Below are 21,558 nucleotides of genomic sequence, written 5' to 3'. Positions count from 1 at the left end.
GTCACTGCGTCCGGAAGCATTCGAGCGTCGCAATGTTGGCGGCTTGGTTCTGCGGCGTCAGGTCGAGAAAGCGCACGACATCGTCGGCAAGCGACACCGTCATGTAGCGCTGCCGGCCTGCCATCATCTGCTGGCCGAGCCCCTGCATGTACTTCATGCCGAAGCGATAGGCGGCCATCTCGCTTTCCGTCATGTACAGAAGCGGCGGGGCAGCATGTTCGGGCGAACGGTTTGTCGCCGCCGTGATGTCGCTGACCCGGTAGGCGACCGAGCGCAGGTCGCCGTTGGCGACGCTGCCATCGGCATAGACCGGTTGGAAACGCCCGCCGTTCATCTCGCCGGACCCGTCCTCGGCAATGCTGAGCGTCAGCGTGCCGTGATCGTCCTTGCCGTTGATCGGCAGAATGCCGGTGAACTGGCTGACGCTGAACGCGCAGCGATACTGCGCGAAGGTCGGCGACCGGCCGGCCATCGCCCCCATCGCCTGACCCAACCGGTCGGCTTCGCTGCCGCTTCCCGAAGGTGCAGCCTGCGCCGCCGTGCCCTGCGAAGCGGCTGGCGGAGACGTCGGCGGGGGCTCGGCGATGATGAACTCGTCGCCTTCGTCGGTATCGGTATCACTGTCGCAACGTCGCAGCGCGTCCAGGGCCTCCCCGGTCGCAGACGCCGTCAGCGTCGCCGCATAACTCTTGGCGCGAACCTCGATCCGGTTGGCCGCCCGCAGTTCCCGTTCGAGCTGACCCGGCTCGGCCGACTGATAGGGCGTATCGGTCAACACGACCTCGGGCGTGACCAGACGCGACCAGTGCCATGTCGAAGGCACTTTATCGAAAACGAACTGAATGTTGGGGTCGTCGCTCGGGGTCAAGGGAAAGCGGTCGCGATTGCGCAGGCCGACTTGAACAATCCCCTCGTCGTCGATCACAGCAAAGATCGATCGTCTGGCATCAGCGGCCTGTTCCATGACGCAACTACCGGCGATCTCGGGATCGGTTTGCGGGCCGACCTGCCAGGACCCAACGAGCGAGCCGGCACTGGGCGTTGACTGCGCAACTGCTTCTTCGGTGTAGGGCAGCAAAGCGGCACATTGTTGCGTGAGTTCGACGGCACGCTTTGTGTCCTTCGGGCTGACGCTCGCCTCAAAACCCGGCGCGCGAAGGGTGATGCGCGACGCTTGGCTGAGCTTGGTCATGATGGTGTCTGTCCCATCGGCGGCCTGCCTCCCGCTGACGATCACCGCGCCGAGCTTGTCGAACGGCCATGCGTTCACGACCACAGCCTCGTTGCCGTCGAACCAGAGCGAGGCCGATCCGTCGAGGAACATAGCGGGCGTCAGCTTCGCCGTAGGCGCGGTCACGCCGACATAGGTCGCGCCGTTTTTCTCGACGGCGGCGAACACGCTCAGCGACTTTGAGCGATGGAAGACCGTACAGGCGGGGCGGTTGGCCGGCGGCCAATCGCGCACCGTCATCACCAGCCAGTCGCCGACCGGGACGGTTGTGGGTTCGGCCGCTGTCGGGATGGTCCATGCTAATGACGCCATGACGGCGATGATCGTTCCGCGTTTCATGCCGGCCTCGGTTTGGCGATAGGGCACAGCGCGATGGCTCGGCGCGCCCCCTGGTTGCGTCTCGTATAATACAGGATCTTCAGTCCGTCGATTCCTTCGCCGCTCGTCGGCTTCTCTCCCGCATGCATGAACGCGAGAGACATCCTCGGTTGGAATTTGCGCGAGCTGCGCGTCGCCTGCGGCCTGTCGCAGGAACGGCTGGCGCTGGCGTCCGGCATCGACCGGGCCTATGTCGGCCGCGTCGAACGGGGCAGCGAGAACGTCACGCTCGCCACCCTCGAAGCCTTTGCCAAGGTGCTCGGCGTGCCGGTCGCCCGTCTCTTCGTCGAACCCGAGCCGAACGCCCCCAGGCCCCCTGCCCTGCCGCCCGGTCGCAAGCGGAAGGCCGATACGCCAACGGTCAAGCCGCCAGCCGTGTGAGGCGCTGACAAGCCGGTAGCGGCCCGCCAGCGCCGTTCCGAACGCCTCAGTATTCATTTGCGAGCATGATCGTAAGAACTCGCGCCGTCAGCGCTGGGTCGGCCGGATCGGGCGAGGCATAGGCGTAGTCGCGGTCGTAGGCATCGATCTTCCAGAAGTATTTGACCCCAGCGCACTCGAACGCGCCGAAGTCGTGTTCTCCGTAGGGATCGCAACCGCTGTTGAAGGCATCGAAGCTGCGCACCGCATCGAGCACGGCCAAGCGTTCGGCGGGATCGAGCGCGGCAACGCCCGCCGTCAGCATCACCTGTCCGCCGGTAAAAGTCCGGCGGAAGGCATCGTTCAGGGCGGCCGTGGGGCTGAGACCCGCCTCGGAACGGCGGGTCTGGGCGGGACCGGCGAGCGGCGTCAGGGGCGGCATGGTCACCCCCTCAGCCGGCGACGTAGGTCGGGTGCAGGAGGCCGAGCTGGTCGAGCCGGCGTGTAAATGTCGGGAGGTCCGGCCAGTCGCGCCATTGCAGCACGAACTCGTTCTCGGCCTTCTCTTCCAAGACCACCGACTCGTACCATCCGTCCGAGCCGCCTTCGGACGCCAGCACGAGGCAGCCGGGCGCGATCTCCGGCCAGTCGCCGGGCAGTGCATAGGCTTCGGTCGCGCCGGGCTCGATGGCCGGCCCCTCCCCGGCTTCCGACTTCGCTGCTTCATTCACAGCCGCCTCGCGCTTACGGCCCCCCTTCGCCGCCGCCCTTGCCGGCTCGCTTTCCTTTCGGCTGCGGCTTGGTCCGGTGACGCCTGCCGACAGGTGTCGCACGAGATCGTCGAAGGTCGCAGCACGTACGAAGGGCACGAAGGCCTTGCCGCTGGCAAACACCCGGCCGTGCGGCAGTTTCGCCGCAAGGGCAGCGAGCGCATCGCCTTCGACGGGCAAGGCCGCCATCTCCATCAGCCCGGCCGCCTTCGCGGCAAGCTCTGCCTCGTCGGCTGTGAACCAGGAAGCGTGCGGTCGGTCGGAGTCGTCGCGGCCGAGCACGATCAGGGCCGGCACGGCATCGGCGGCATCAGCCCCAGCTTTCATCGCCGCAACGGCATCGGGCCTTGGCACCCGAGCCTCGCCGCGCGGCGGCGTTCCCAGGACGGCGAGGGGCATGATGTCGGCGAGGCGGCCGGCAGGGGTCATGTTGGGCATGGTCATGGAAAGCGTGCTCCAGAAACGACGAAGGACCCCGTAGGGCCCTTGGTTCGGATGGTCAGCGAGTGAGATGCGGGGTGGTCGTTGCGGGCGTTGCCGTCGATGCGGTTCAGTACGATGTGCAACTTCGAGCGAAGTCATAGTACGTTTCGACCCGTTACAGGACTATCAAATGATTTATTCACCGAAGTCTGGCCCACAATACAATGTTATCATGTATTATCAACTTCCGCAAATCGGCTCATAAGCATAGTGTCCATTGCCGGAAGGATATCTACCTTATCTCTTATTGTTGGTATTTGGAGATCAATGATGCGGAATGCAGAGCACACCGCTGCACGCTCTGCATTCCATTGTCATCGGCTCGCACCTTCCAAAGTTACATATCGGTCCTGGATCAGGCCGTTATCCACGCCTCATAGCGGTCGAACCGCTTCATCTGCTCCAAACGAATTGCCAACCAGACATTGATGACAGGCTTCAGCGGCCACTCCTCATTCCTGTTCAAATCGTTCCGAACCATGATCCCATGATGGATGATGACTAACTCTATCGGGACCGGAAGAGCCCGGCCCACGCCACTTGCGAACACAAAAAGCAAGTCCTCGATGTCGAAAGTTCGATCCGGCCAGCGCTCCGACTTAACCTCGGCGAGATCCTCCAAGAACTCGATCAGGATGCCACTGCATACTTCGGGCCGTTCTTCCTCGGGGCGCTCCATTTGGCGCTCGATATATTCCTTAGTCAGAATTTTTCGGAATTTTCGCTTAGTTCGGCACACCTCGAGGAACTCTTCGATTTTTCTTTTCAGTTCAGTCGTAACCTTTACTACGACCCCATACAAAGGAATCTGGTCAATTACCCAGGAAAGAAGGACACGTTCGTTGTCGATGTAATTGGACAGATTCATATCCTCAGTGCCGTTCGTTTGGTTGTTCTCGTCGATTTTCATGATCACACTCCGATACCTTCCTAATGTTCATTTGATACTGGCCGGCGATATTCCGATTGCCTCATTCCCTTTTACTCAAGGTCCGCAAGGCCATTCGGCAGGAAGATGCAAATCGAGCGAGGCCGAGTGTCGTCCGGCCATACGGTCTGGGTTTGAGCCCATTCGTTCGAGCGTCGTGAGCCTTTTGGCTCGCGGTTGTGCTCGAGAAAGCCGGCATTCGCGAGCCATTCCAGCAGTTGGCGACCACGCGACGGACCTGTAAACCAAGTCATAAATATCTGTGCGCGGATGACGAACTGCCGACCGTCGCCGCGCTGGCGATAGAAGCCATCGGCGCGGCCAATCAAACGCTCCCCTTTCTTCGAAAGATTATCCGCATCGAGCAGGCTTCCGCCGTCCAGCCGTTCTCGCAGAGAACTCAAGTCGGTTTGTAGCTGAGCGTCTGGGTTCGATAGATCGGTGACCGCCGCCCGGCAGGCGCGCCGAACGGCACGGAGGATCGTCTTCTCCCGGAGCGGAACGACCCCTGCCTCGACCGCCAGAATGCCGCCGGCGGCGAGCACACCGAACTTGGCGATGATGTCACGCGCAACCTCCGACTGATCGGGCAACGCCATTGACCGCTCGAAGGCCTCGATCACTTGCTTCGCGCGCGCTGTTCGGGCTTCGACATCGCGAAGTAGCCAGTCGAGATAATGCTGGAACGCCACGCCGCGATGGCGCGGCAGACGATCGCGCAGGCGAGCGAACTGCCGAGTCCTCCACTCGGAGAGCGCCTCCCCTTCCAAACCCGACGGAAGCTTATCGAAGATCGAGGTCGCCGATCCGATCAAAACCGGAAGTCCGATCAAACGTGCTTCTTCGCCGGGATCACGCGTTTCACCGTTGCGATCCGCCCATTCGCCTGGGGACTTCTCCGACGACAGGAGACAGATGACGCGAAACTTCGTTGGTGCGCCGCTCGTCGCACCGGGCCAGGACGGATGACGAATAACGTCCTGACCGCTCATGACCTGATAGGTCGAGTTTCGTAGGGCGACGTAGATTTCGCGCTTTGGCCCATCGGCAGTCCCGACCTCGTTGATCGGCAGCATATGGCCATGGAACTCCAGGCAGGCGGCGAGCAGGCCGGCCTTGGTCGCGCCGAGTCCCGGCAAATCTTCTTCCCGGCCGAAGCCAAGGGCGGACGCAGCGAGGAGTTGCGCCGACGACTTTCCGCATCGGCTCGGCCCATAGAGCATCAGGGCGAAGTTGCCGCGCTCGACGAGGTCGAGAAGCGGAGCGGCGAAGGCAGCGCAGAGTGCGACGGTGAACGTCGTCGAGTACTTCGCGACCTTTGCGACCTTTTGCCAACCCGGCAACGTTCCGCAGGAGTTCATCTGATCCTGACCGCCGATCATCTGACAGACCGGGGGGATGACGGTGCCGTTGTCCGAAATGCCAGCGACATGCCGGTGGGAAACAAACATGCGCTTGTTGGCGCGCCAGCCGGTATGGGCAGCGCGGTGCACGATGGGAGCTTCGGCGTTGATCGCCTGCCTCAGAAGTTCGAGGTTGCTGAGCGCGGCTTCCGAAACGCCGTTGCGCAAGGCGGCGCGGCTGACCGCGGTGACCTCACGATCTTCACGCGGCAACTCGAAGATGACGGGTTGCCCCTCGATCCCGGGGCCTTCGAAAACGTTAATCCATACTCTCTCGCGCTCATCGTGGAGGATGCTCTTCTTCTTGATGGTATCGTCGGTCATCGTTGGTCCTGATTTAAAATGGGTGCGCTTTCCGCACGGGATGCACGGGATGCACGGGGTTTTAAGTGAGGGGGTGGGGCCTTCATTGGGGCTGCCAAGTGCAGTTGCCCGTTGTCGTCGTCAGGCCTCTACGGACCGTCGCGAGGCCACCCGAGGCCCTTAAGGTCCCGGCAGGCAGCGTCTTCATCGATCCCGTGGAAAACCAGCCGGCGGTGAAACCCGAATTGGTGTTCGACCAGCGCCAAGCGCGTCGCTTGATCGGGTCGCATCGGCCGGTGGCGAGTTACGCGATGGCGATTGCGACCGTCAGACTCCGACCATTCGGTAACGCGACGAGAGCGTTCGGACTTGAAGGGATAGCGACGCGCACGCTCGTCATCGTCGAGGAGATCGACACGAACAGGACGCTGAACGTGGTGAGACTTCGGGAACGCCTCACGCAGCGCCCGCACCGTTGCGTCGGAAAGCCAGTCCTGCCCCAGACTGTGCCCGTGGGGGCACCAGTGAGGATCGCTCGCCCCGGTCTTATCCTCGTTGAAGGATGTTTCGAGGCCGATGATGGCTGGGGGAAGATCGCAGCGTTCGAATGCGTTCGCGATCTCAGCCCCGACACCCGAGATCGCTTCGACGGTCAGGGCATCAGGAGCGACGAAATGCGTTCCCGGGACGATAGTCGACGCATGCATACGGCCGCGAATGGAACGGGCCGGTTCGCGAATGAAGCGTTCGACGATGGAGACGGCCGCCGCCTGGAAGGCAAGACCGCAAGCCGCACAAGCCGGGCTGCGGCACGGTTTCGTTGCCGCGCAGCGCTCCAAGATCAGAGCGAGCACCGTTGCTTCGGGCAAATCGCTGGCACGCAAATGGCCGATCAGCCACTTCCGTGCCATCGTCGCTTCGAGTTGAGGATCGGCGGACATCGCGAGGACCGCCGTTACCCAGCCACCTCGCGCGTTGCGAGCTTCTCCTCGAAGCTGCGAAGATCCTCGGCGCGAAAGCGCACCGCGCGCGGACCAATGCGGTAGAGGGGCGGCAAACGCCCCTGAGCCACCCAGAGATACATGGTTGAGTTGGAAATCTGGTACCGGCGTTTCACCCAGCTAGGGGTCACGAAGCCAGTGGCAGGCAGGTCATTGCTGTAGTTCATCGGACTTCCTCGATTTGCGAAGAAGCACGTATAAAATCCACTAATTCCCTATGGTCTACAATTTCTTAGATCAAAATCGCATCTCTTTTTCCAGCGATTTTGACCTTCCTCGGGCCTTTGCCACCTGCTTCAAACCATCCCGAACTTGCGAAAGTCGAATTTCAGGATCGATGGCTGTTAAGACAGCATGCACGAACCCTGCATCAGCGTTATCAAACTGCTCCTCTGCCGCTTTTGGTCGGCCTGAAGCAGATGTCCAAGTCCGAATAAATCTGCGACCGCAGGCCGTTTCCCACATATCCCAAAGACGACGACAAGCATTCACAACGCAGGTTCGGGGCCTCTTACTACCATCTGCATCTAATATTTCGTCACAGGCAGCCCGGAGTGTCTCAAAATATTCATTAACCACTTGTATATGGTCTAACTGATCGCGATTAAGTTTTAGGACCTTTCGCATTTCTGCGTTTAGTGCGCTCCGAACCTGCTTAGGCAAACCTGACATTTTTTCATGGACATCCTCCATTTTCTTCTTGAGACGACGGACCTCCCCCTTCATTTGAGGGAATGTAAATCGATCATCGTCTGCCTTGTCAGCATTGTAATGGCGAACAACGAGAAGCATCCCTTCTTTTTGTTCGTGCAATGATTCCACAGCAGCGGCGAGGCCATCCTCTTTTCTACAACCATCCAAGAACACCGGAAGCACTTCATATATTTTTTGAAGACACGCAAAATCATTGTTCGAAGGCAGTAGTCCGATACCTTGATGCGGATGATGATCGTTTAGGGCAGATTTACGCCTTGGCTTTGGTTTCTTCACCGTTCTTGTCTCCGCAATATTGTGACCACAGCTGCATCAATTCTCGGCGCTTTTCCAGCAAGTCTCCGCGTCAGTAGGCAGCCTCGACTTTGTTTTCTACTTGGTGAGCCAAGGCAGCCTCGGCGACTTCGCGCGGAATGTTGGTCGTTTCCGCTGCCCAGTCGCGAAAGGTCGCACGGAAACCATGAGCTGTGATCGGCATTTCCATCCGCCGGAGCGCCATCAAGAACACCATATTCGACATCGGTCGTTGCGCGCTGCGACCAGGGAAGACAAAAGCCCCCTCTCCTCCCAATAGCTTCGCGCGATCAAGGATTTCGAGAGCCCGACTGCTGAGCGGCACGCGATGCTCGCGCTTGGCCTTTATTCGCGCGGCCGGCACGGTCCAATGAACGCCCCAACTCGCCGACCACTTCGAACGGTGATCAAGCGGCGCGAACTGATGTGCCAGCGTGTAGGACATATTGTAGGTCGCGGACGTTGGGCCGATCCGATCGGTTCACACCGTAATTGCGGACAGAATGTTCACATCTCAGCATCGAACACTCGAGCCAGATTAGCTGACGAAGACGTTCACAATGCTAGCCGCCAAGCGCCCATAGACTTTGCGCATGCGAGCGTTCAGCGACCGTCTCAGGAGCGAACGGTACTCGTGTGGCTGAAACCGCTTGAGACGTCTACGAAAAGCGCTGCGGGGATAAAAGAAACGCTCCGGCCGATACTCATACTTGATAATGTTCTGCAGGCTGCGTTCACGGTCGAGCACCGGGTGCAGGAAACGGTCGGTCCCTGTCGGATGCACGTCATCCTCCAGCACGGCCGGCTGGAAATCGTATCGGTCTGTTCGCCCATATCGTGAGAGGTCAACGAGCGAGAAGCCGTTCTTGGCGAGTTCTGTTGGGATGAAAATCTCGCAGTGCGGCCATTTCATCTCCGGCCGTTCCGCAACCAGCCTGCCCATCTCGACACGCCGAGCGTAAAGGAACGCCAACGCTCGTGCCGAAAAGACGGAGAAGCAGTACAGCTCCTTCCTCATCTCATGCGCTTCGTAAAAATCGACTGCCGACTTGCGGTACCCCCACTGCTTCATCGGCTGCCCGCTGTCGTAGCCAATGGAGTCATAGCCCGACCGAGCCATATCTTCGACGATCCTGTCGATGGAGCCTTCGATGCCAACGTCGTACTCGACAACGACGTAGTAGTCGTAACCGCCATACGCCTTCGCGAACATGTAGAGGGGGTAGTCGATATTGTACCAGAACGGATTGTCAGCCTTCATCTCGCTGATGTTTGGAAGATCGAGTGCGGCGAGCGAGGAGGTGCTGAACGCGAACAGGGCTGGATCGTCGAAGTTGTCGAACGCCCCCGATGTGTTGTTCGCAACGATGAAGACATCGCCGGAGGGGTTGGTGGCAAGCAGGCGCTGGTACTGCCGTTTAGCGAACTCGTCCCAGACATGGGTCCGGAAAAGCACCGCATAACGACGGTTGGACTTGAACTCGTTGCTCACGCAGGCGTCCAATCATAAGGGCTCGGGTTGTGCTATCTAATCCCCAAACGTTGGCGATAAACACCTGATCCAGAACAAGGAAATCATTTCTCTCACAGTGATGTTATTGGGACAACGCAGTCGCTTTTCGCCGGCTTCGAGTTGCTGCCAACGAAGACACCTCGGGTGGTTGGAAAACCTACCGTAGTGACGCACCCGCATAGATTTCCTCACGCGGGGGCCTTCCTCCTTGGTGACGGCAATAAGGACTCCGGTAAGCATTGTTTCGTGAGGTCCGCCCAGCTTCTTGTTCGGGAAACCTAGTTGCCGTTACGGCAGTTTCCTCCACACTTGGCGATGAAACGAATAGTCGCGCGTGGATGTACCTGACATGTGAAGTGAGCCGCGTTGCCTGTACGCAGTCCGAGGAGGCGGAAGCGGAGAATTTGTTGATGGCCTCGATCCGCGAATAGACGTCCGTGACGAGGCCTATTGTAGATGGTGGGCATTAGGCATTGAGGGATATACGGGCCCCATGAAGGAACTTCGGAAGCGTTTGATTTACTGAAAATGTGGGATGTGAGGCTAAGACTGACAATCGTCAGATAAAGGCTTGACGTTCGCATACCCAACGTCGAAATGTGTTTGGTCTCACTCCAGCCGAGACGTATGACTTGCCCGGCTTCGGCCGGGTTTTTTTGTCTGATGTCGGTTACCGACAGCGCCGTTAGGTGGGTCCGGGACCAGTTTAATTGGTTTAGGAGGATTCGCTGGGAAATCCGCCTCGAGATCCGGTTAGTACAAGGTTTCTTCACAAACGCGCGGCTGGACGGGCTTTGAAGCGGAACACGATGATGCAATTCACGTCGGATGTTGGTCACTTGACCGCATCAGAAAGAGAAGACTTTGCGGTCGCCTACAAATCTGGTGAGCTGCAGTCCGGTCTCGGAGAGCGTTTCGGCCTAACCGCGAAGGGGGTACGGCATCTTATTGCGGAGCTAGGCCTTCCTGCGCGGCCGCGAACACGTCCTGGAACTAAGCGACGTAGCATCCCCGACGGCGTCATTTCGGAGATGTTGATCGATTATGAATCAGGCGTGAGCGTCGAAGTTCTCCAAGCGAAGTACGAATTACCAGTATCGCGTATCTACGCAGGTTTGCGAGCGGCCGGGAGGTCTCTTCGGCGACGGTCAGCGAACGCGATTGATAAACTTCCAACGGACTTGCTCGACACGATCATCGTGATGAACCGGGACCAAGGTATCGCATGCAAGCGCATCGCGGAAATTTTGGACCTGCCAAGGCACAGCGTGGAGACGGCGGTACGACAGCTAATTCCTCGACCGCGTCGCGCGATACTATCTGGCGAGGAACAGACAACGTTGCAGGAACGTGTCTTGCAACTTTACGTTGGGTCCGACTCGACGATCAAACAGATTGCTGAAGAGCTCAGCGTAGGTATCAGCACCGTTACCCGCCTTGTCCAGACGCTCGACATTCCGAAGCGTGGGACTTCCAAAGGTAGGCGACGTAAACCCCCTATCTAAAAAGCGAAAGGCCCGGTGTTTCCGCCGGGCCTCCCTGTATTTCCGTTCGGATCGTTTAGTCCGATTAGAAGGAACGCTTGAACTCGAGGAAGCCGCGGGTCTGGTCGAGATCTTCCAGGCCGCCCTTGAGGTCGACGTTGCGGTAGGACACTTCGCCCAGAACCGAGAAGTTCGAGGTGAGCTGGTAGCCGAGGTTGGCGGCAGCGCCCCAGATTTCCGAGCTCTCGCTCACGCCGTTGGCGTAGTTGATGGAGAAGGTCTTGCCGTAGATACCCGACACGTAGGCCGTGAACTTGCCGAACGACTGCTGGTAACCACCGCCGACTTGCCATTCTTCCGGCAGCGAAGCAAAGCTGAAGTTGCTGTCGGCGGAAACGTTGCTGCCTTCAGCTTCGATGCCGACGAGATAACCGCCGGGAGCCAGCGAAGCGTATTCGGTCGGGTCGGAAGCCCAGTGGCCTTCGATCTTCAGCGAGCCGCCAAGGTAGATCAGGTCCTTGATCTCGGCGTTGGCCTTGAACGCGAACGCGCCGCCGTCCTTTTCCTGTCCATTATACGGGTCGAGCAGGAAGCCAGCGAAGTCGTCCGGGACGCCGACGAAGTTCGGGTCGTAGTTGTCTTCGTCGTACACGCCGTAGACGTTCACCGAACCCCAGGCGAACTGGTAGCCGACCTGAGCGACGACATCCGGGATCGCATCGCCGTCGCCTTCGTCTTCGACCGAGGCCGAGATCTTGAAGCCGTTGGTGGCGAAGGTGTAACGGACCTGGTTGTTCGAAAGATCGCCGACCGACCAGTCGTTGTCGGTATAGAGACCGTCATCTTCGGCCCAGAGCGTGTCAAGCTTACCAACCGTCAGGCCGCCGAGCTGGATGAATGCCTGGTCGATGGCGACCGCGTTGTTGGACGTGCCGTAGCCGAGGTCCGAACCCGAAATGTTGGTGGCCTGGAGACGGACGAAGCCGCGCAGGGTGCCGAGTTCGGTTTCTTCGCGAGCGTCGAAGTCGAGACGAGCGCGGGTCTGGGTGTTGAAGTCGTAGTTGCGGCTGCTGTCGTCGAAGTCCTGAGCGTCGCTGAAACCAGGGTTCAGCGCACCGTTCAGTTCACCGGTGACGTTCGTGCGGAAACGGACGTAGCCGCCGATCTTGAGGCAGGTCTCGGTGCCCGGGATGTAGAAGAAGCCCGTGCCGTAGACGTCGCAAACGCGGACGTATTCAACCGGCTCCGGCTCAACCATCGTGACGGGGGCGTCGGCCGCCTTCGCGCCGGAGACTGCGACGAGAGCCGCAGCGGAGCCAAGAAGAAGGCTCTTGATGTTCATGTCCTGACCTCCAGTCAAGTTGTAAGGTAGGGTTGGGCCTTGTTTGAAGGACAGCCTTCCCTGCCCCATCCCTGCTTTGAAAGCCCGAAGTGAACCTCGGTGCCTTTCGAGGTTGAACATCACCGAACTGACGTTTGGAAGCAATATAGCTGGACCGTCGATGCAGCTAGTCGAACACACCCTGTGTCCTTGATGACACAATTTTACGGCACTGCAGGTTAGATGTCTTTGGTGAAGTCCTCATTTTTAGGGACCTTTGGCAATCCGACGTGTGATTTGAGGCAGCACTCGGATGATTGAAGCTGCCAGCGCAGCGCTTACGGTTAGGGTCGGGCCGTACAGGTCCGAGGGATAGCGTCGGATTACGAACTCTGTTGCGAGGTTTGGATATGAGTGACCGATACCAGCCAGTTGACGCGCAGTCGGCACGTCGGAAGCTATTTTTCTTGCGAAGAGCCACTACCAGCTACGGATTGGGAACTCGCGGTGCTGCGCGGCATCATCTTCGTGAAGGGCGACGAGCTGCGTTAGTGGCGAAGGCGGCAGGCCTATGGGTTCTCGAAGACGCTGTATAACCGCTCGAAGCGTTGGGGCGAGATGGGCGTTTTCATTCAAATGATGGAGGGCTGGCTGCGGCCGGTGCCAAGCGAAAGACAATAATGATTGGCTCTACCTACCTGAAGATGCACCGCAAAGCATCGAGATTGGCGCAAAAAAGTGTTTCTTGGTCGCTATCAACCACATCAAAGGCGGCATGAATACCAAGCCCGACCCAATGGCCGATGCAGATGGTCGTCCGTTGAGGTTCTTTATGACCGCTGGGTCGTTCACCGACCACATCGGGGCAACGGCCTTCTGAAGAACTGCACAAGGCGTAGCATGTGCTCGGCGACTGCGGCTACGTGTTCAGTCCCGGCATCTGGTGGATCGGATTGACGATGAACCGGTCTGGTTCTGAGGTCCAGATCTTGGCGATGTATTCGTAGGGCGTGAGACCGCCGAGCGTCTTGAGCCGACGGCCGAAGTTGTAGGCCGCCATGAAGTCGGCGAGATGCGTGCGAAGCTGATCATGGCTCTCGTAGTGGAAGCGTTTGACCGTTGCGTCCTTGATGGTGCGGTTCAACCGCTCGACCTGCCCATTGGTCCAGGGATGGTTCGGCTTGGTGAGGCGGTGCTCGATGCTGTTTGCCTCGCAGATCATGTCGAAGCGCATCTGCCGGGACCAGGCCGTGTTGCGGTTGCGCTGCTGCTCGGCGAACTGGATGCCGTAGCACATTGGGAAGCGGATGCTGGGGCCGCCTGAGGATGCGCGGAGCCCGATAGGGCGTAGGGCATTCTCAGGCGGCCATGGCCGGCCAACAGGTCTCTAAAGTGAGGTTGTCGAGACAACACTTTGGAGCGTGACCGACCATGGCCAAACGCCTTTCTAATCCGACCGGCAGCGTGCTGGTAGCGATCGACATGTCGAAGCATCGTCAGGAGATCCTGATCGAGCGACCGGAGGGCGGCCGCCGACGCCGCATGACCGTGATGGCAGCCAAGCCCGACTACGACCGGCTGGTGGACGATCTCGTCGCCATCGGGCGTCCGATCGTCGTCGGCTTCGAGGCGACGGGCAACTACCACCGCACGCTGGCCCATCGGCTCCTGACCGCAGGGTTTGAGCTGCGCTTGATCTCCTCAGTCGCCTTGGCCAGAACGCGCGAAGCGCTCCACAACGGCTGGGACAGTTCGAGGAACCGTGGCCCCAGTGGGGCCGCGTAAGTCCGAGAACGATCCGAAGGATGCGCAGGTCATCCTGCACATGCTGCGGATCGGCGCGACACAGGTCTATGTCGACCCGCTGGCAGCCGGCATCAACGACCTTCAGGAACTGTCGAAGACCCACGAGACAATCTCGAAGGCCAAGACGCAAACCTGGCATCGCATCCTGACCCACTATCTGCCGCTCTACTTTCCCGAGATCGCTCGCTTCGCCGGCAACAGCCGATCGGACTGGTTCCTGGCTTTGATCGAGCGCTTTCCCACGCCCGGCAGCATCACCGCCATGGGTCGTGAGGCCTTCGCGGCAGAGGCTTGGCCTCTGGTCGGCCGGAAGGTCTCCAAGGCAGCCCTCATCAACGACATCTACGAGACGGCGTGCTCGTCGATCGCCTTGCCCGTCCCCGCGGACGCCGCGGCGATCGCCATGTTCCGCATGATCATCGCGCAGGCTCGAAGCCTCATTCAGCAGCGCAACCGGATCGAGGAGACCGCCCAAGCGACATTGGCGCAGAACCGGGACTATCAGCTCCTGATCAAGATCCCCGGGATCGGCCCCATCAACGCCCTGACGATCCTGGCGGAAGCCGGCGACCTGCGTCGTTTTCGCCATCACCGCCAGTTCCTGAAGTTCTGCGGTCTGGATCTCGCCACGTGCCAGTCAGGCACCTTCCGAGGGCGGACCAAGCTGTCAAAGTACGGCAATGCCCGTTTGCGTCGAACCTTCTGGATGGCCGCACAGGTGGCGGCGCGCCAATGCGACAACAGCTTCCGCGACAAGCTTGGCCGATACGTCGCAGGTCATGCGGGCGATGCCGACAGGCGCCGGAAGGCCATGACCGCGCTCACCGCCAAGATGGCGCGGGTCGTTCATGCCGTCATCAAGACGGAGACAGAATACCGACCGTTCCTCGAGCGGTCGGATGCCAGGTGGAAGGACCCCTCCAAGCCAAGTGCCGTGAGGGCGCAGCATGCGACCCTGTAGATAATGTTCGGGCCTTCCACCTGGGTGCGTATCCCGTTTTAAGGATGGTGAGGACCACGGTTGCCTCGGCGCCGATGGATCCTGTGTTTGCTATGGCAGGGAGCGATCCCGTTGACGGTGGGAGCCATCTGGCTCAAGTTCAATGCCGACGCTGGCTGCTGCCGGCGATGGAGAACTGTTGGCTCAAGCTTCCCAAAGCGTCCCGACATAGGACGTTGTCAATCAGGATCGTGTGGATCTGATACGGCACGACCTGCAGCAGGTGTTCCAGGAACTCCCAAGCTGTTCGCCTGTCCGCCTTATCGACCAACTGGGTGACCGCGAACTTGCTTGTTCGGTCGATGGCCACGAACAGGTAGAGCTTGCCTTCGCCGGTCTGCACCTCGGCAATGTCGATGTGAAAGAAGCCTATGGGATAGCGTTTGAACCGCTGCCGCTTTGGCTTGTCGCCTTCTACATCCGGCAATCTGGATATGCCATGCCGCTGAAGACATCGGTGCAGCGCTGACCGGGTCAGATGTGGGATCGTTGGCTGCAAGGCGTAGAGGCAGTCATCCAACGGCAGCAGCGTGTGCCGACGAAACGCGACGACCATCGCCTCCTCGACCTCGCTCAGTGTGGTTGAGCGGGGCTCCTTCGGCCCAGTCTTCATGTCCTCCAGGGTCTGACGTTTGCGCCACTTGGCCACCGTCTTCGGATTGATGCCGAGCTCTTGGCTCAGCGTCGCGAGCGAAGCTTGCGATCGCTGTATTGCTGCTCGGATGGCGTGCGTGGTCGTGGCGCTGCCGTGACGAACCTGTCCCATAGAGCCTCCTTCCAATCTATGGAAAGGATCACACCATCAAACCCTGGGACCAAACAGCTACGACGCAGACTGGTTCTGGTACGCTCTGCAAATGAAGGACATCGAAACCTGCATTACAGGACGGGAGTTTTGAAACGCACCCGCTCCCACGACAGACGTCGCTACTGGTGCAAAACGGTAACTGAGACCGCATTCGACCCCTCAACGACCCGCTACGATGCGTGAATTGCGGCGAGTGATGCCAGCGACCTAATTCGGCGCTATCGCGTACATTGCCACCACCTTTGCGCCTAATAACCAATCGTTTCTGAGCGAACGTGATGCGTGCACTGCTCGCAAACTATCTGGCCGTAGAGGTTCGCATTCGAGACAACGCGGATTTCGGTTGGGGCGATTATGAATTTATGTGACCTCTCGTCACGATATGGCAAGCATATGCTTTCGACCCTGATAGTGGTGAGAAAGTTGCCCCCATCAGGCCTTCGCTTTACTACGAATGGGTGATACAAAGCGCTCGCTAGGCGCTGCCTTAAGTAGTTGATTCTGCTCTTTTTAAGATTCAAAATGCCCGTTCCGTCCCTGGGCACCATTGCTTCACAAACTCCATTTGGCGCAGTAGCTTAGGCGAAATCAACGGTTTGGATCGGCTCTCCTGTTCAACAGGACGGTTCAACAGTGCCTCTAGCTATGCCTCGTCCCATGAAGCGCGCCACCACCAGTTTTCATCAGTTCGTCCAGCGCATTCCAGCCGATATCAAAGGCAAGGTGCGTGGCACGACGGTTGCTGTTCGGGTTGGCGACGAGACGGTTCTCGTTAAACTGTCTGCGAAAGCGCAAGACGTGCGCCTATCGCTGAGGACACGGGACCCACAGGAGGCGCGGGAGCGGCAGGCGGCGGCAATTGCTTCTCTCGAACGGGCATGGCGCGCTGTGCGTACCGGCCCTGTATCGCTCAGCTTCCAGCAAACGGTCGCCCTCGCTGGCGAATGGTATCGGGAAATGGTCGCGGGCTGGAGTGATGACCCGGGCGAGGCTGCTGCGTGGGAGGATATGCGCGCTCATATTGTGGACGCGCAGCTTGATCTAGAACGAGACGAGACACCTTCGAATTGGAGGCGCTTAGAAGACGCCGTCCACCCATCGCCTTTCCTGCGCTCAAGGGGCGTAGAGCTAGACGAGACGACAAAGCGCCGCTTCCTGCGGGAAGCCGGGAAGGCGTTGACGCAAGCGGCCGGCGTTCTCGAAAGGAACGCTGATGGAGACTACCGCCCCGACCCTGACGCTATGCGGTTCCCCGAATGGAACCCTATCATGCCCGTATCCGCCAACCCAACGGCATCGAAGGCCACCGGCAAGCTCACGATAGATGACCTATTCACAGGATGGTGGACCGAGGCCAAGGCGACGGGTCTGAAGCCGAGCACCCACGAGAGCTACCGAAGCGCCTTCGACAAGCTGAGAGCGTTTCTGAAGCACGACAACGCATCCGCCATCACGCCTGCCGACATTGTCGCGTTCAAAGACCACCGACTCGCTTCGATCAACCCAAGGACTGGTAAGCCAATCTCCCCGAAAACGGTCAAGGACAGCGACCTAACGGGGCTGAAGGCGGTCTTCGCGTGGGCAGTGGCGAACCACAAGCTGCCCTCCAACCCGGCCGCTGGCGTCACCCTGCGAATTGGAAAGGTTGCCAAGCTTCGATCTAAAGACCTGAACGATGCGGAAGCGGAAGCCCTTCTATCGGCCGCTCGAAACCTTCGTCGGGGCAACGAACGTGAGAAGACCTTTGCGGCGAAACGGTGGGTGCCGTGGCTGTGCGCCTATACCGGAGCGCGGGTCGGGGAACTGACCCAGCTTCGCAAAGAAGACGTGCGGCAGGACGGTGACATATGGGTGCTTCGCATCACTCCCGAGGCCGGAACGGTTAAGACGAATGAAGCGCGCGACGTTCCCCTACATGCCGACTTGATCACTCAAGGCTTTGCAGCCTTCGTGGGTGCGTCCAAGAGAGGGCACCTATTTCTTGACCCTGCCGAAGACGGCGACGTTCTAGGCCCCCTCCAGGGCGTCAAGAACCGCCTTGGGGAGTTCGCAAGGGGCCTCGTCACTGACCCGAACGTGGCCCCTAATCACGGATGGCGGCATCGTTTCAAAACTGTCGGGCGTGAGCTAGGCATTTCCGACAGGGTCTTGGACGCCATCCAAGGTCATGCGCCGAAGACGGCCGGCGATAGCTATGGAGACGTGACGTTGCGGACCCGCGCGGCTGCCATCGCCAAGTTTCCAAAATACTCAGGTAAGCGGTAGGCGGCGTTCGCATAGCATCAAGTGTGCGTTGCTACGAAGCTTTCGATATAGTTGATCATGTCGGCGACGTCATCGTCTTTGAACTGTGTGGGATGACCGTGAGCGGCGTTGTTTCTAACGTCTGCCAAAGCAGTAATGCGTTTCTGCACAAGGAGGTTGTAGGCTCCCGCTTTGGCGAGATCGGAATTCATCTTATCGAGCTTGCCAGTGGACAACTGCCGATCAACACACATTCGCCGAAGGGTCGTCTCAAGAACCACCCCAGCAATAACAGCGGATGGCGCTTTATAACCGGCCGAAAGCAGATTTCGTGCTTGGTCAAGCTCGTCGCTAAATACCTCAGCTTGAATGACGTTCCTAACGTCTGCCAAATACCCGCCTTCAAAGTCCTCCCTGGCAGCCTCGAAAACCGCGAATACTTCTTGGAATTCCTCAAAACTCGTTCGGTACGATTGCGGCTCTTCTGATTTTAGAAACTGCTTGTAATGCTCAGAACTTTCTCCGCACGCCTTTATTATGAGACTGCGTGCTTTGACCTTCCAGTTTAGAAACCTGCCGGTGTCAACGCTGTCACCGAAGACCATATCACCGGATGGACGATGCCTTGTGGAGGCAACGCCCGAGGCTTGAGCACGCAATTCCTGAAAACGCTTGATGTAAAGTTCCGTTGACACGCTGGGTCTCCTTCCGCCAGCGCGGAACATGGCACGTCAAAGTGCGAGAAGGGAAAAAATCGACACACCCCCAGCCTTCGCTAAAAGCGTGTCGATTGAAACGAGGCTACAGTCTCGTCAAGCCTAATCCGACTCTTCGGCCGGCAGGCGGCCCCCGGTGTTGTTGTAGAGCCAGAGCATCGGAAGGGTGTTCTGGAAGGGCAGCAAGGACCACAGAATGCGGGCATCCTTTCGGGAGTATCGTCCCCCATCGCGGCCGATGACACGCCCCCTACCGCCTTCGAGAGGTCGTCGTAGAGGGACGCGGCAGGGAACGAGAGAATGCCTTGAGAGGGCGTTCCTGTCGTGCGGGTATCAAAGAGCGGGTCAGCCCCCAAGCAGGCCGCCCATCTGATCTGCCATCATGGGGAACATCGACGTCCAGCCCGCCCGCTGGAAGGCGGCTGTGGAAAGCTTGCCCCACCCCGGCCGGTCCTTCAGGAACTCCTCCCGATCGGCCGCGCCAAGGGACTGTCGGCCCCGAAGATGCAGAAAGCTTTCTGCATCAGGGGTTAAAGGGTTAACATCCTATGGCCGTTGAACAGTCCTGTTGACAATATAGGACTATCCTTAGTTCAATGAACGCAATAGTCTCAGGTTCATATCAGCGTTCCGAATGACCCGTATGCACATGAACCGCCAAAGCTGAAGAAGTTCTGAAACTGAGTATTATTCAATAAGGGTTGGGGGCAGTGACGGCATTCATAACACATAAGGTATGTGGCTCTCCGGCAGGTCCTTCAATCAGAATTTCCCAAGATGTAAAAACGATCACATCCCTTGCATAAAACAAGTTGGGGACTGCAAGGCCGTCCGAGCAAGAATACGCCGACCTTGATCTATTTCCGGTTGCCGCGACAACTGCGAAGTCACTGCCGCGTGCTACGAGAGCGCCATTTGGAATACCGGAATACGGGTCGAACTTCAAATGATCGGGATGCGGTGACGGAGCGAAGCGCGCATCAGGGTAAACAAGTATCGGCTGACCGGATATTACTGTCCCGTTTAATAGGCCAGCTTGATTGCGAAGAGACGGATGACCCGGTGATAGTGCAACGAGGCCTGCGACGGTGTCGCCCTGCGTGGCCTCAACCGCCATGCAAAAGGTTGTCGCTTGTCCGATGGAAGCTGCAAACACTGTACCAGGGGAAATTGCTGATATGTCCGATTGGTAGCAGTTGAAGCCTAATTTCAAGTCGTCACCCCTTTGTGCCGTCGATTTGAGTTGGAACTCTTATGAAGGTGGGGAACACCTCGTTATAAGCAAGGAATGCTGCGATGATACCGCCAATGATAACAGGAGCCAAAACAGCGGTAAGAATTGCAATAGCCATTTGCCGCCAGAAGGCACCCGCCGCTTTTACTTCCGATATAATTTTCGATTGAAGGACCTCTTTCTTCTCTTGATCAAACTCCTTAGCCAAGTATTCGCGCGCCGCAGCATCGAAGAAGCGAGCTGCCTTCAATCTCATATGCTCAAAATGTTGATCGGTTATGTTGCTAACCCAATTCTCGGTGTCAGCAGAGCTAGGTTGAGACCCATGGAGTGCGGTAAAATGCTCTACCCACTTTGCTTTTTCATCCGCGAAAAGCGCGTACGAAAGGAGATTTATTTCATATGAGACGTTAGGGTTTGAGATCAGGTGTGCAAATGTTTCCTGATCATTTCTTGGCATCTGACCTCACGAAGCCGTTCTTCTCGTTAGCAGCCTTTAGCGCGTTACTGACGCGGTCCACGATTGTTGTCGGAACAGACGGCGGCCGGGGATGTGCGCTATGTCCAGAAATTTTCGTTGGGTGGTCGCTCGGCTTCTGAGGCGCAGGTACGGAGCGCCCAGAAAAATTGCCGCCTTTCCTGTTCCAGTTGCCTGCCATACCAACCCCCAATGCCTACAGACAATTTATGAGCTGGAACCGGGCGTGTCCATTGTCGAGCTCCGACAAACGGGGTTTTGATTAGGCAGGGCGGCTTCATTGTAGGCCGATACGCGACGTAGCCACAAAACCGACGCGCCTTCAGCTTGAGCAAAGAGCGTGTCGGTCAGCCCGAGTTCGACCAGCGTCTCCAAGAGCGCGTCCCAAACGCCTTGTTCGGCCCAGCGGCGAAAGCGGACGTAGACGGAGTTCCATTTGCCGTAGCGCTCGTGCATGTCGCGCCACGGGCAGCCAGCACGCAGCACAAACAGCATGCCGTCGAGAAATTGCCGATTGTCGTGGGGCGGACGAGCCTTGCGTCCACGCTCGCTCGGCAAAAGCTCGCCAAGTACCGACCACTCGTCGTCGGTTAGGTCGCCTCGCGCCAATGCTGCCTCCAAAAGACAGCCGTGCATCAGACCTCAGACGCTCCGTGAACCCACTATGTCAACAGGACCTAGTTGACGAAATGCAGGCTCTCGTCTGATCTATCAGAGATTGTCCTCTATAAGCTGCTGCCATGCTCAAAGCCGTCGATGTGTTCACCCCGAACTCGTTTCCCAACCATACCTACGTTGACAGACAGGGCGATCCACTTGAAGCTCATCTAGGCAATGCGTTGAAGACTAGAAACGCTCTTGTCTCACTTTCCGGGCCTTCGAAGTCAGGAAAAACAGTCCTTCTTAACCGCCTTATTGGCCTGCCCCCATTAGGTGGCCTGGTTCAAATCTAATGCATGGTGGGCTTGCTGGCGACGTTTGAGGTGGCCGGCGAAGCGGGTTGGGGTGGCGCAGCCGGCCACGGCACGGCGGCAGGTGCCGGCGGACGGTAACCCAAGCTCGAGTGTGGACGTTTGGTGTTGTAGTGAC

At 58.6% G+C, this 21,558-nt stretch carries 16 protein-coding genes and 5 pseudogenes; 4 read left to right on the top strand and 17 right to left on the bottom strand.

The window, feature by feature from the left end; translation table 11 throughout:
* Position 1 precedes the first annotated feature (1 nt).
* Positions 2-1,570, bottom strand: coding sequence for a hypothetical protein (locus F9929_RS13685; RefSeq protein ID WP_152047150.1), 1,569 nt, complete (start codon positions 1,568-1,570; stop codon positions 2-4).
* Positions 1,571-1,696: 126 nt separating this feature from the next.
* Between F9929_RS13685 and F9929_RS13680 the strand changes: the two genes are divergently transcribed.
* Positions 1,697-1,990, top strand: coding sequence for a helix-turn-helix domain-containing protein (locus F9929_RS13680; protein ID WP_152047149.1), 294 nt, complete (start codon positions 1,697-1,699; stop codon positions 1,988-1,990).
* 46 nt (positions 1,991-2,036) lie between these two features.
* Here the strand turns inward: F9929_RS13680 and F9929_RS13675 are convergent, their stop codons facing one another.
* The 10 genes from F9929_RS13675 to F9929_RS13625 form a co-directional block, all read right to left on the bottom strand.
* The gene (locus tag F9929_RS13675; RefSeq protein WP_152047148.1) at positions 2,037-2,411 is read right to left on the bottom strand and encodes a DUF3768 domain-containing protein; all 375 of its coding nucleotides are present in this window, start codon (positions 2,409-2,411) and stop codon (positions 2,037-2,039) included.
* A 10-nt stretch (positions 2,412-2,421) separates the two neighbouring features.
* Positions 2,422-3,183 carry a hypothetical protein gene (locus F9929_RS13670; RefSeq protein ID WP_152047147.1) on the bottom strand — a complete coding sequence of 254 codons (762 nt, stop codon included), beginning with the start codon at positions 3,181-3,183 and terminating at the stop codon, positions 2,422-2,424.
* Between the two features lie 394 nt (positions 3,184-3,577).
* The gene (locus F9929_RS13665) at positions 3,578-4,132 is read right to left on the bottom strand and encodes a hypothetical protein (RefSeq protein ID WP_152047146.1); all 555 of its coding nucleotides are present in this window, start codon (positions 4,130-4,132) and stop codon (positions 3,578-3,580) included.
* 71 nt (positions 4,133-4,203) lie between these two features.
* Entirely contained in the window at positions 4,204-5,877 is a 1,674-nt protein-coding gene (locus F9929_RS13660) for a DUF927 domain-containing protein (RefSeq protein WP_152047145.1), read from the bottom strand.
* A 128-nt stretch (positions 5,878-6,005) separates the two neighbouring features.
* The gene (locus F9929_RS13655; RefSeq protein WP_152047144.1) at positions 6,006-6,797 is read right to left on the bottom strand and encodes a hypothetical protein; all 792 of its coding nucleotides are present in this window, start codon (positions 6,795-6,797) and stop codon (positions 6,006-6,008) included.
* A 14-nt stretch (positions 6,798-6,811) separates the two neighbouring features.
* Positions 6,812-7,024, bottom strand: a complete 213-nt coding sequence (locus F9929_RS13650) for a helix-turn-helix transcriptional regulator (protein WP_152047143.1) — start codon at positions 7,022-7,024, stop codon at positions 6,812-6,814.
* Positions 7,025-7,094: 70 nt separating this feature from the next.
* Positions 7,095-7,847 carry a hypothetical protein gene (locus F9929_RS13645; protein WP_152047142.1) on the bottom strand — a complete coding sequence of 251 codons (753 nt, stop codon included), beginning with the start codon at positions 7,845-7,847 and terminating at the stop codon, positions 7,095-7,097.
* Positions 7,848-7,917: 70 nt separating this feature from the next.
* Positions 7,918-8,310 (bottom strand): tyrosine-type recombinase/integrase, encoded by a 393-nt coding sequence (locus F9929_RS13640; RefSeq protein ID WP_328595994.1) that lies wholly within the window; start codon positions 8,308-8,310, stop codon positions 7,918-7,920.
* A gap of 93 nt (positions 8,311-8,403) precedes the next feature.
* Positions 8,404-9,357 carry a hypothetical protein gene (locus tag F9929_RS13635; protein ID WP_152047141.1) on the bottom strand — a complete coding sequence of 318 codons (954 nt, stop codon included), beginning with the start codon at positions 9,355-9,357 and terminating at the stop codon, positions 8,404-8,406.
* A gap of 1,590 nt (positions 9,358-10,947) precedes the next feature.
* Positions 10,948-12,324, bottom strand: a complete 1,377-nt coding sequence (locus F9929_RS13625) for a porin (protein WP_328595993.1) — start codon at positions 12,322-12,324, stop codon at positions 10,948-10,950.
* A 273-nt stretch (positions 12,325-12,597) separates the two neighbouring features.
* Between F9929_RS13625 and F9929_RS24035 the strand changes: the two genes are divergently transcribed.
* On the top strand, positions 12,598-12,735 hold the full coding sequence (locus F9929_RS24035; protein ID WP_193227757.1) for a hypothetical protein: 138 nt from the start codon (positions 12,598-12,600) through the stop codon (positions 12,733-12,735).
* Between the two features lie 367 nt (positions 12,736-13,102).
* Here F9929_RS24035 and F9929_RS13620 read toward each other — a convergent pair.
* Positions 13,103-13,471, bottom strand: a pseudogene (locus F9929_RS13620) (integrase core domain-containing protein); the annotation flags it as partial.
* Between the two features lie 143 nt (positions 13,472-13,614).
* Between F9929_RS13620 and F9929_RS13615 the strand changes: the two are divergent.
* Positions 13,615-14,927, top strand: a pseudogene (locus F9929_RS13615) (IS110 family RNA-guided transposase).
* 237 nt (positions 14,928-15,164) lie between these two features.
* Here the strand turns inward: F9929_RS13615 and F9929_RS13610 are convergent.
* Positions 15,165-15,755 (bottom strand): annotated as a pseudogene (locus F9929_RS13610) (IS481 family transposase); the annotation flags it as partial.
* 699 nt (positions 15,756-16,454) lie between these two features.
* Between F9929_RS13610 and F9929_RS13600 the strand changes: the two are divergent.
* Positions 16,455-18,062 (top strand): DUF6538 domain-containing protein, encoded by a 1,608-nt coding sequence (locus tag F9929_RS13600; protein WP_152047138.1) that lies wholly within the window; start codon positions 16,455-16,457, stop codon positions 18,060-18,062.
* A 17-nt stretch (positions 18,063-18,079) separates the two neighbouring features.
* Here the strand turns inward: F9929_RS13600 and F9929_RS24470 are convergent, their stop codons facing one another.
* The 4 genes and pseudogenes from F9929_RS24470 to F9929_RS13580 all read right to left on the bottom strand — a co-directional run.
* On the bottom strand, positions 18,080-18,736 hold the full coding sequence (locus tag F9929_RS24470; protein ID WP_235919294.1) for a DUF4145 domain-containing protein: 657 nt from the start codon (positions 18,734-18,736) through the stop codon (positions 18,080-18,082).
* A 1,238-nt stretch (positions 18,737-19,974) separates the two neighbouring features.
* Positions 19,975-20,451: a hypothetical protein gene (locus tag F9929_RS13590; RefSeq protein WP_152047136.1), complete on the bottom strand. Its 477-nt coding sequence runs from the start codon at positions 20,449-20,451 to the stop codon at positions 19,975-19,977.
* A gap of 360 nt (positions 20,452-20,811) precedes the next feature.
* Positions 20,812-21,078 (bottom strand): annotated as a pseudogene (locus F9929_RS24940) (transposase); the annotation flags it as partial.
* Between the two features lie 340 nt (positions 21,079-21,418).
* A pseudogene (locus tag F9929_RS13580) lies at positions 21,419-21,558 on the bottom strand (IS3 family transposase); the annotation flags it as partial.

Source organism: Aureimonas psammosilenae, from assembly GCF_009176975.1.
Taxonomy (GTDB): Bacteria; Pseudomonadota; Alphaproteobacteria; order Rhizobiales; family Rhizobiaceae; genus Plantimonas; species Plantimonas psammosilenae.
The sequence above is the reverse complement of the archived record's forward strand: the minus strand, read 5'-3'. Positions and strand labels throughout refer to the sequence as shown.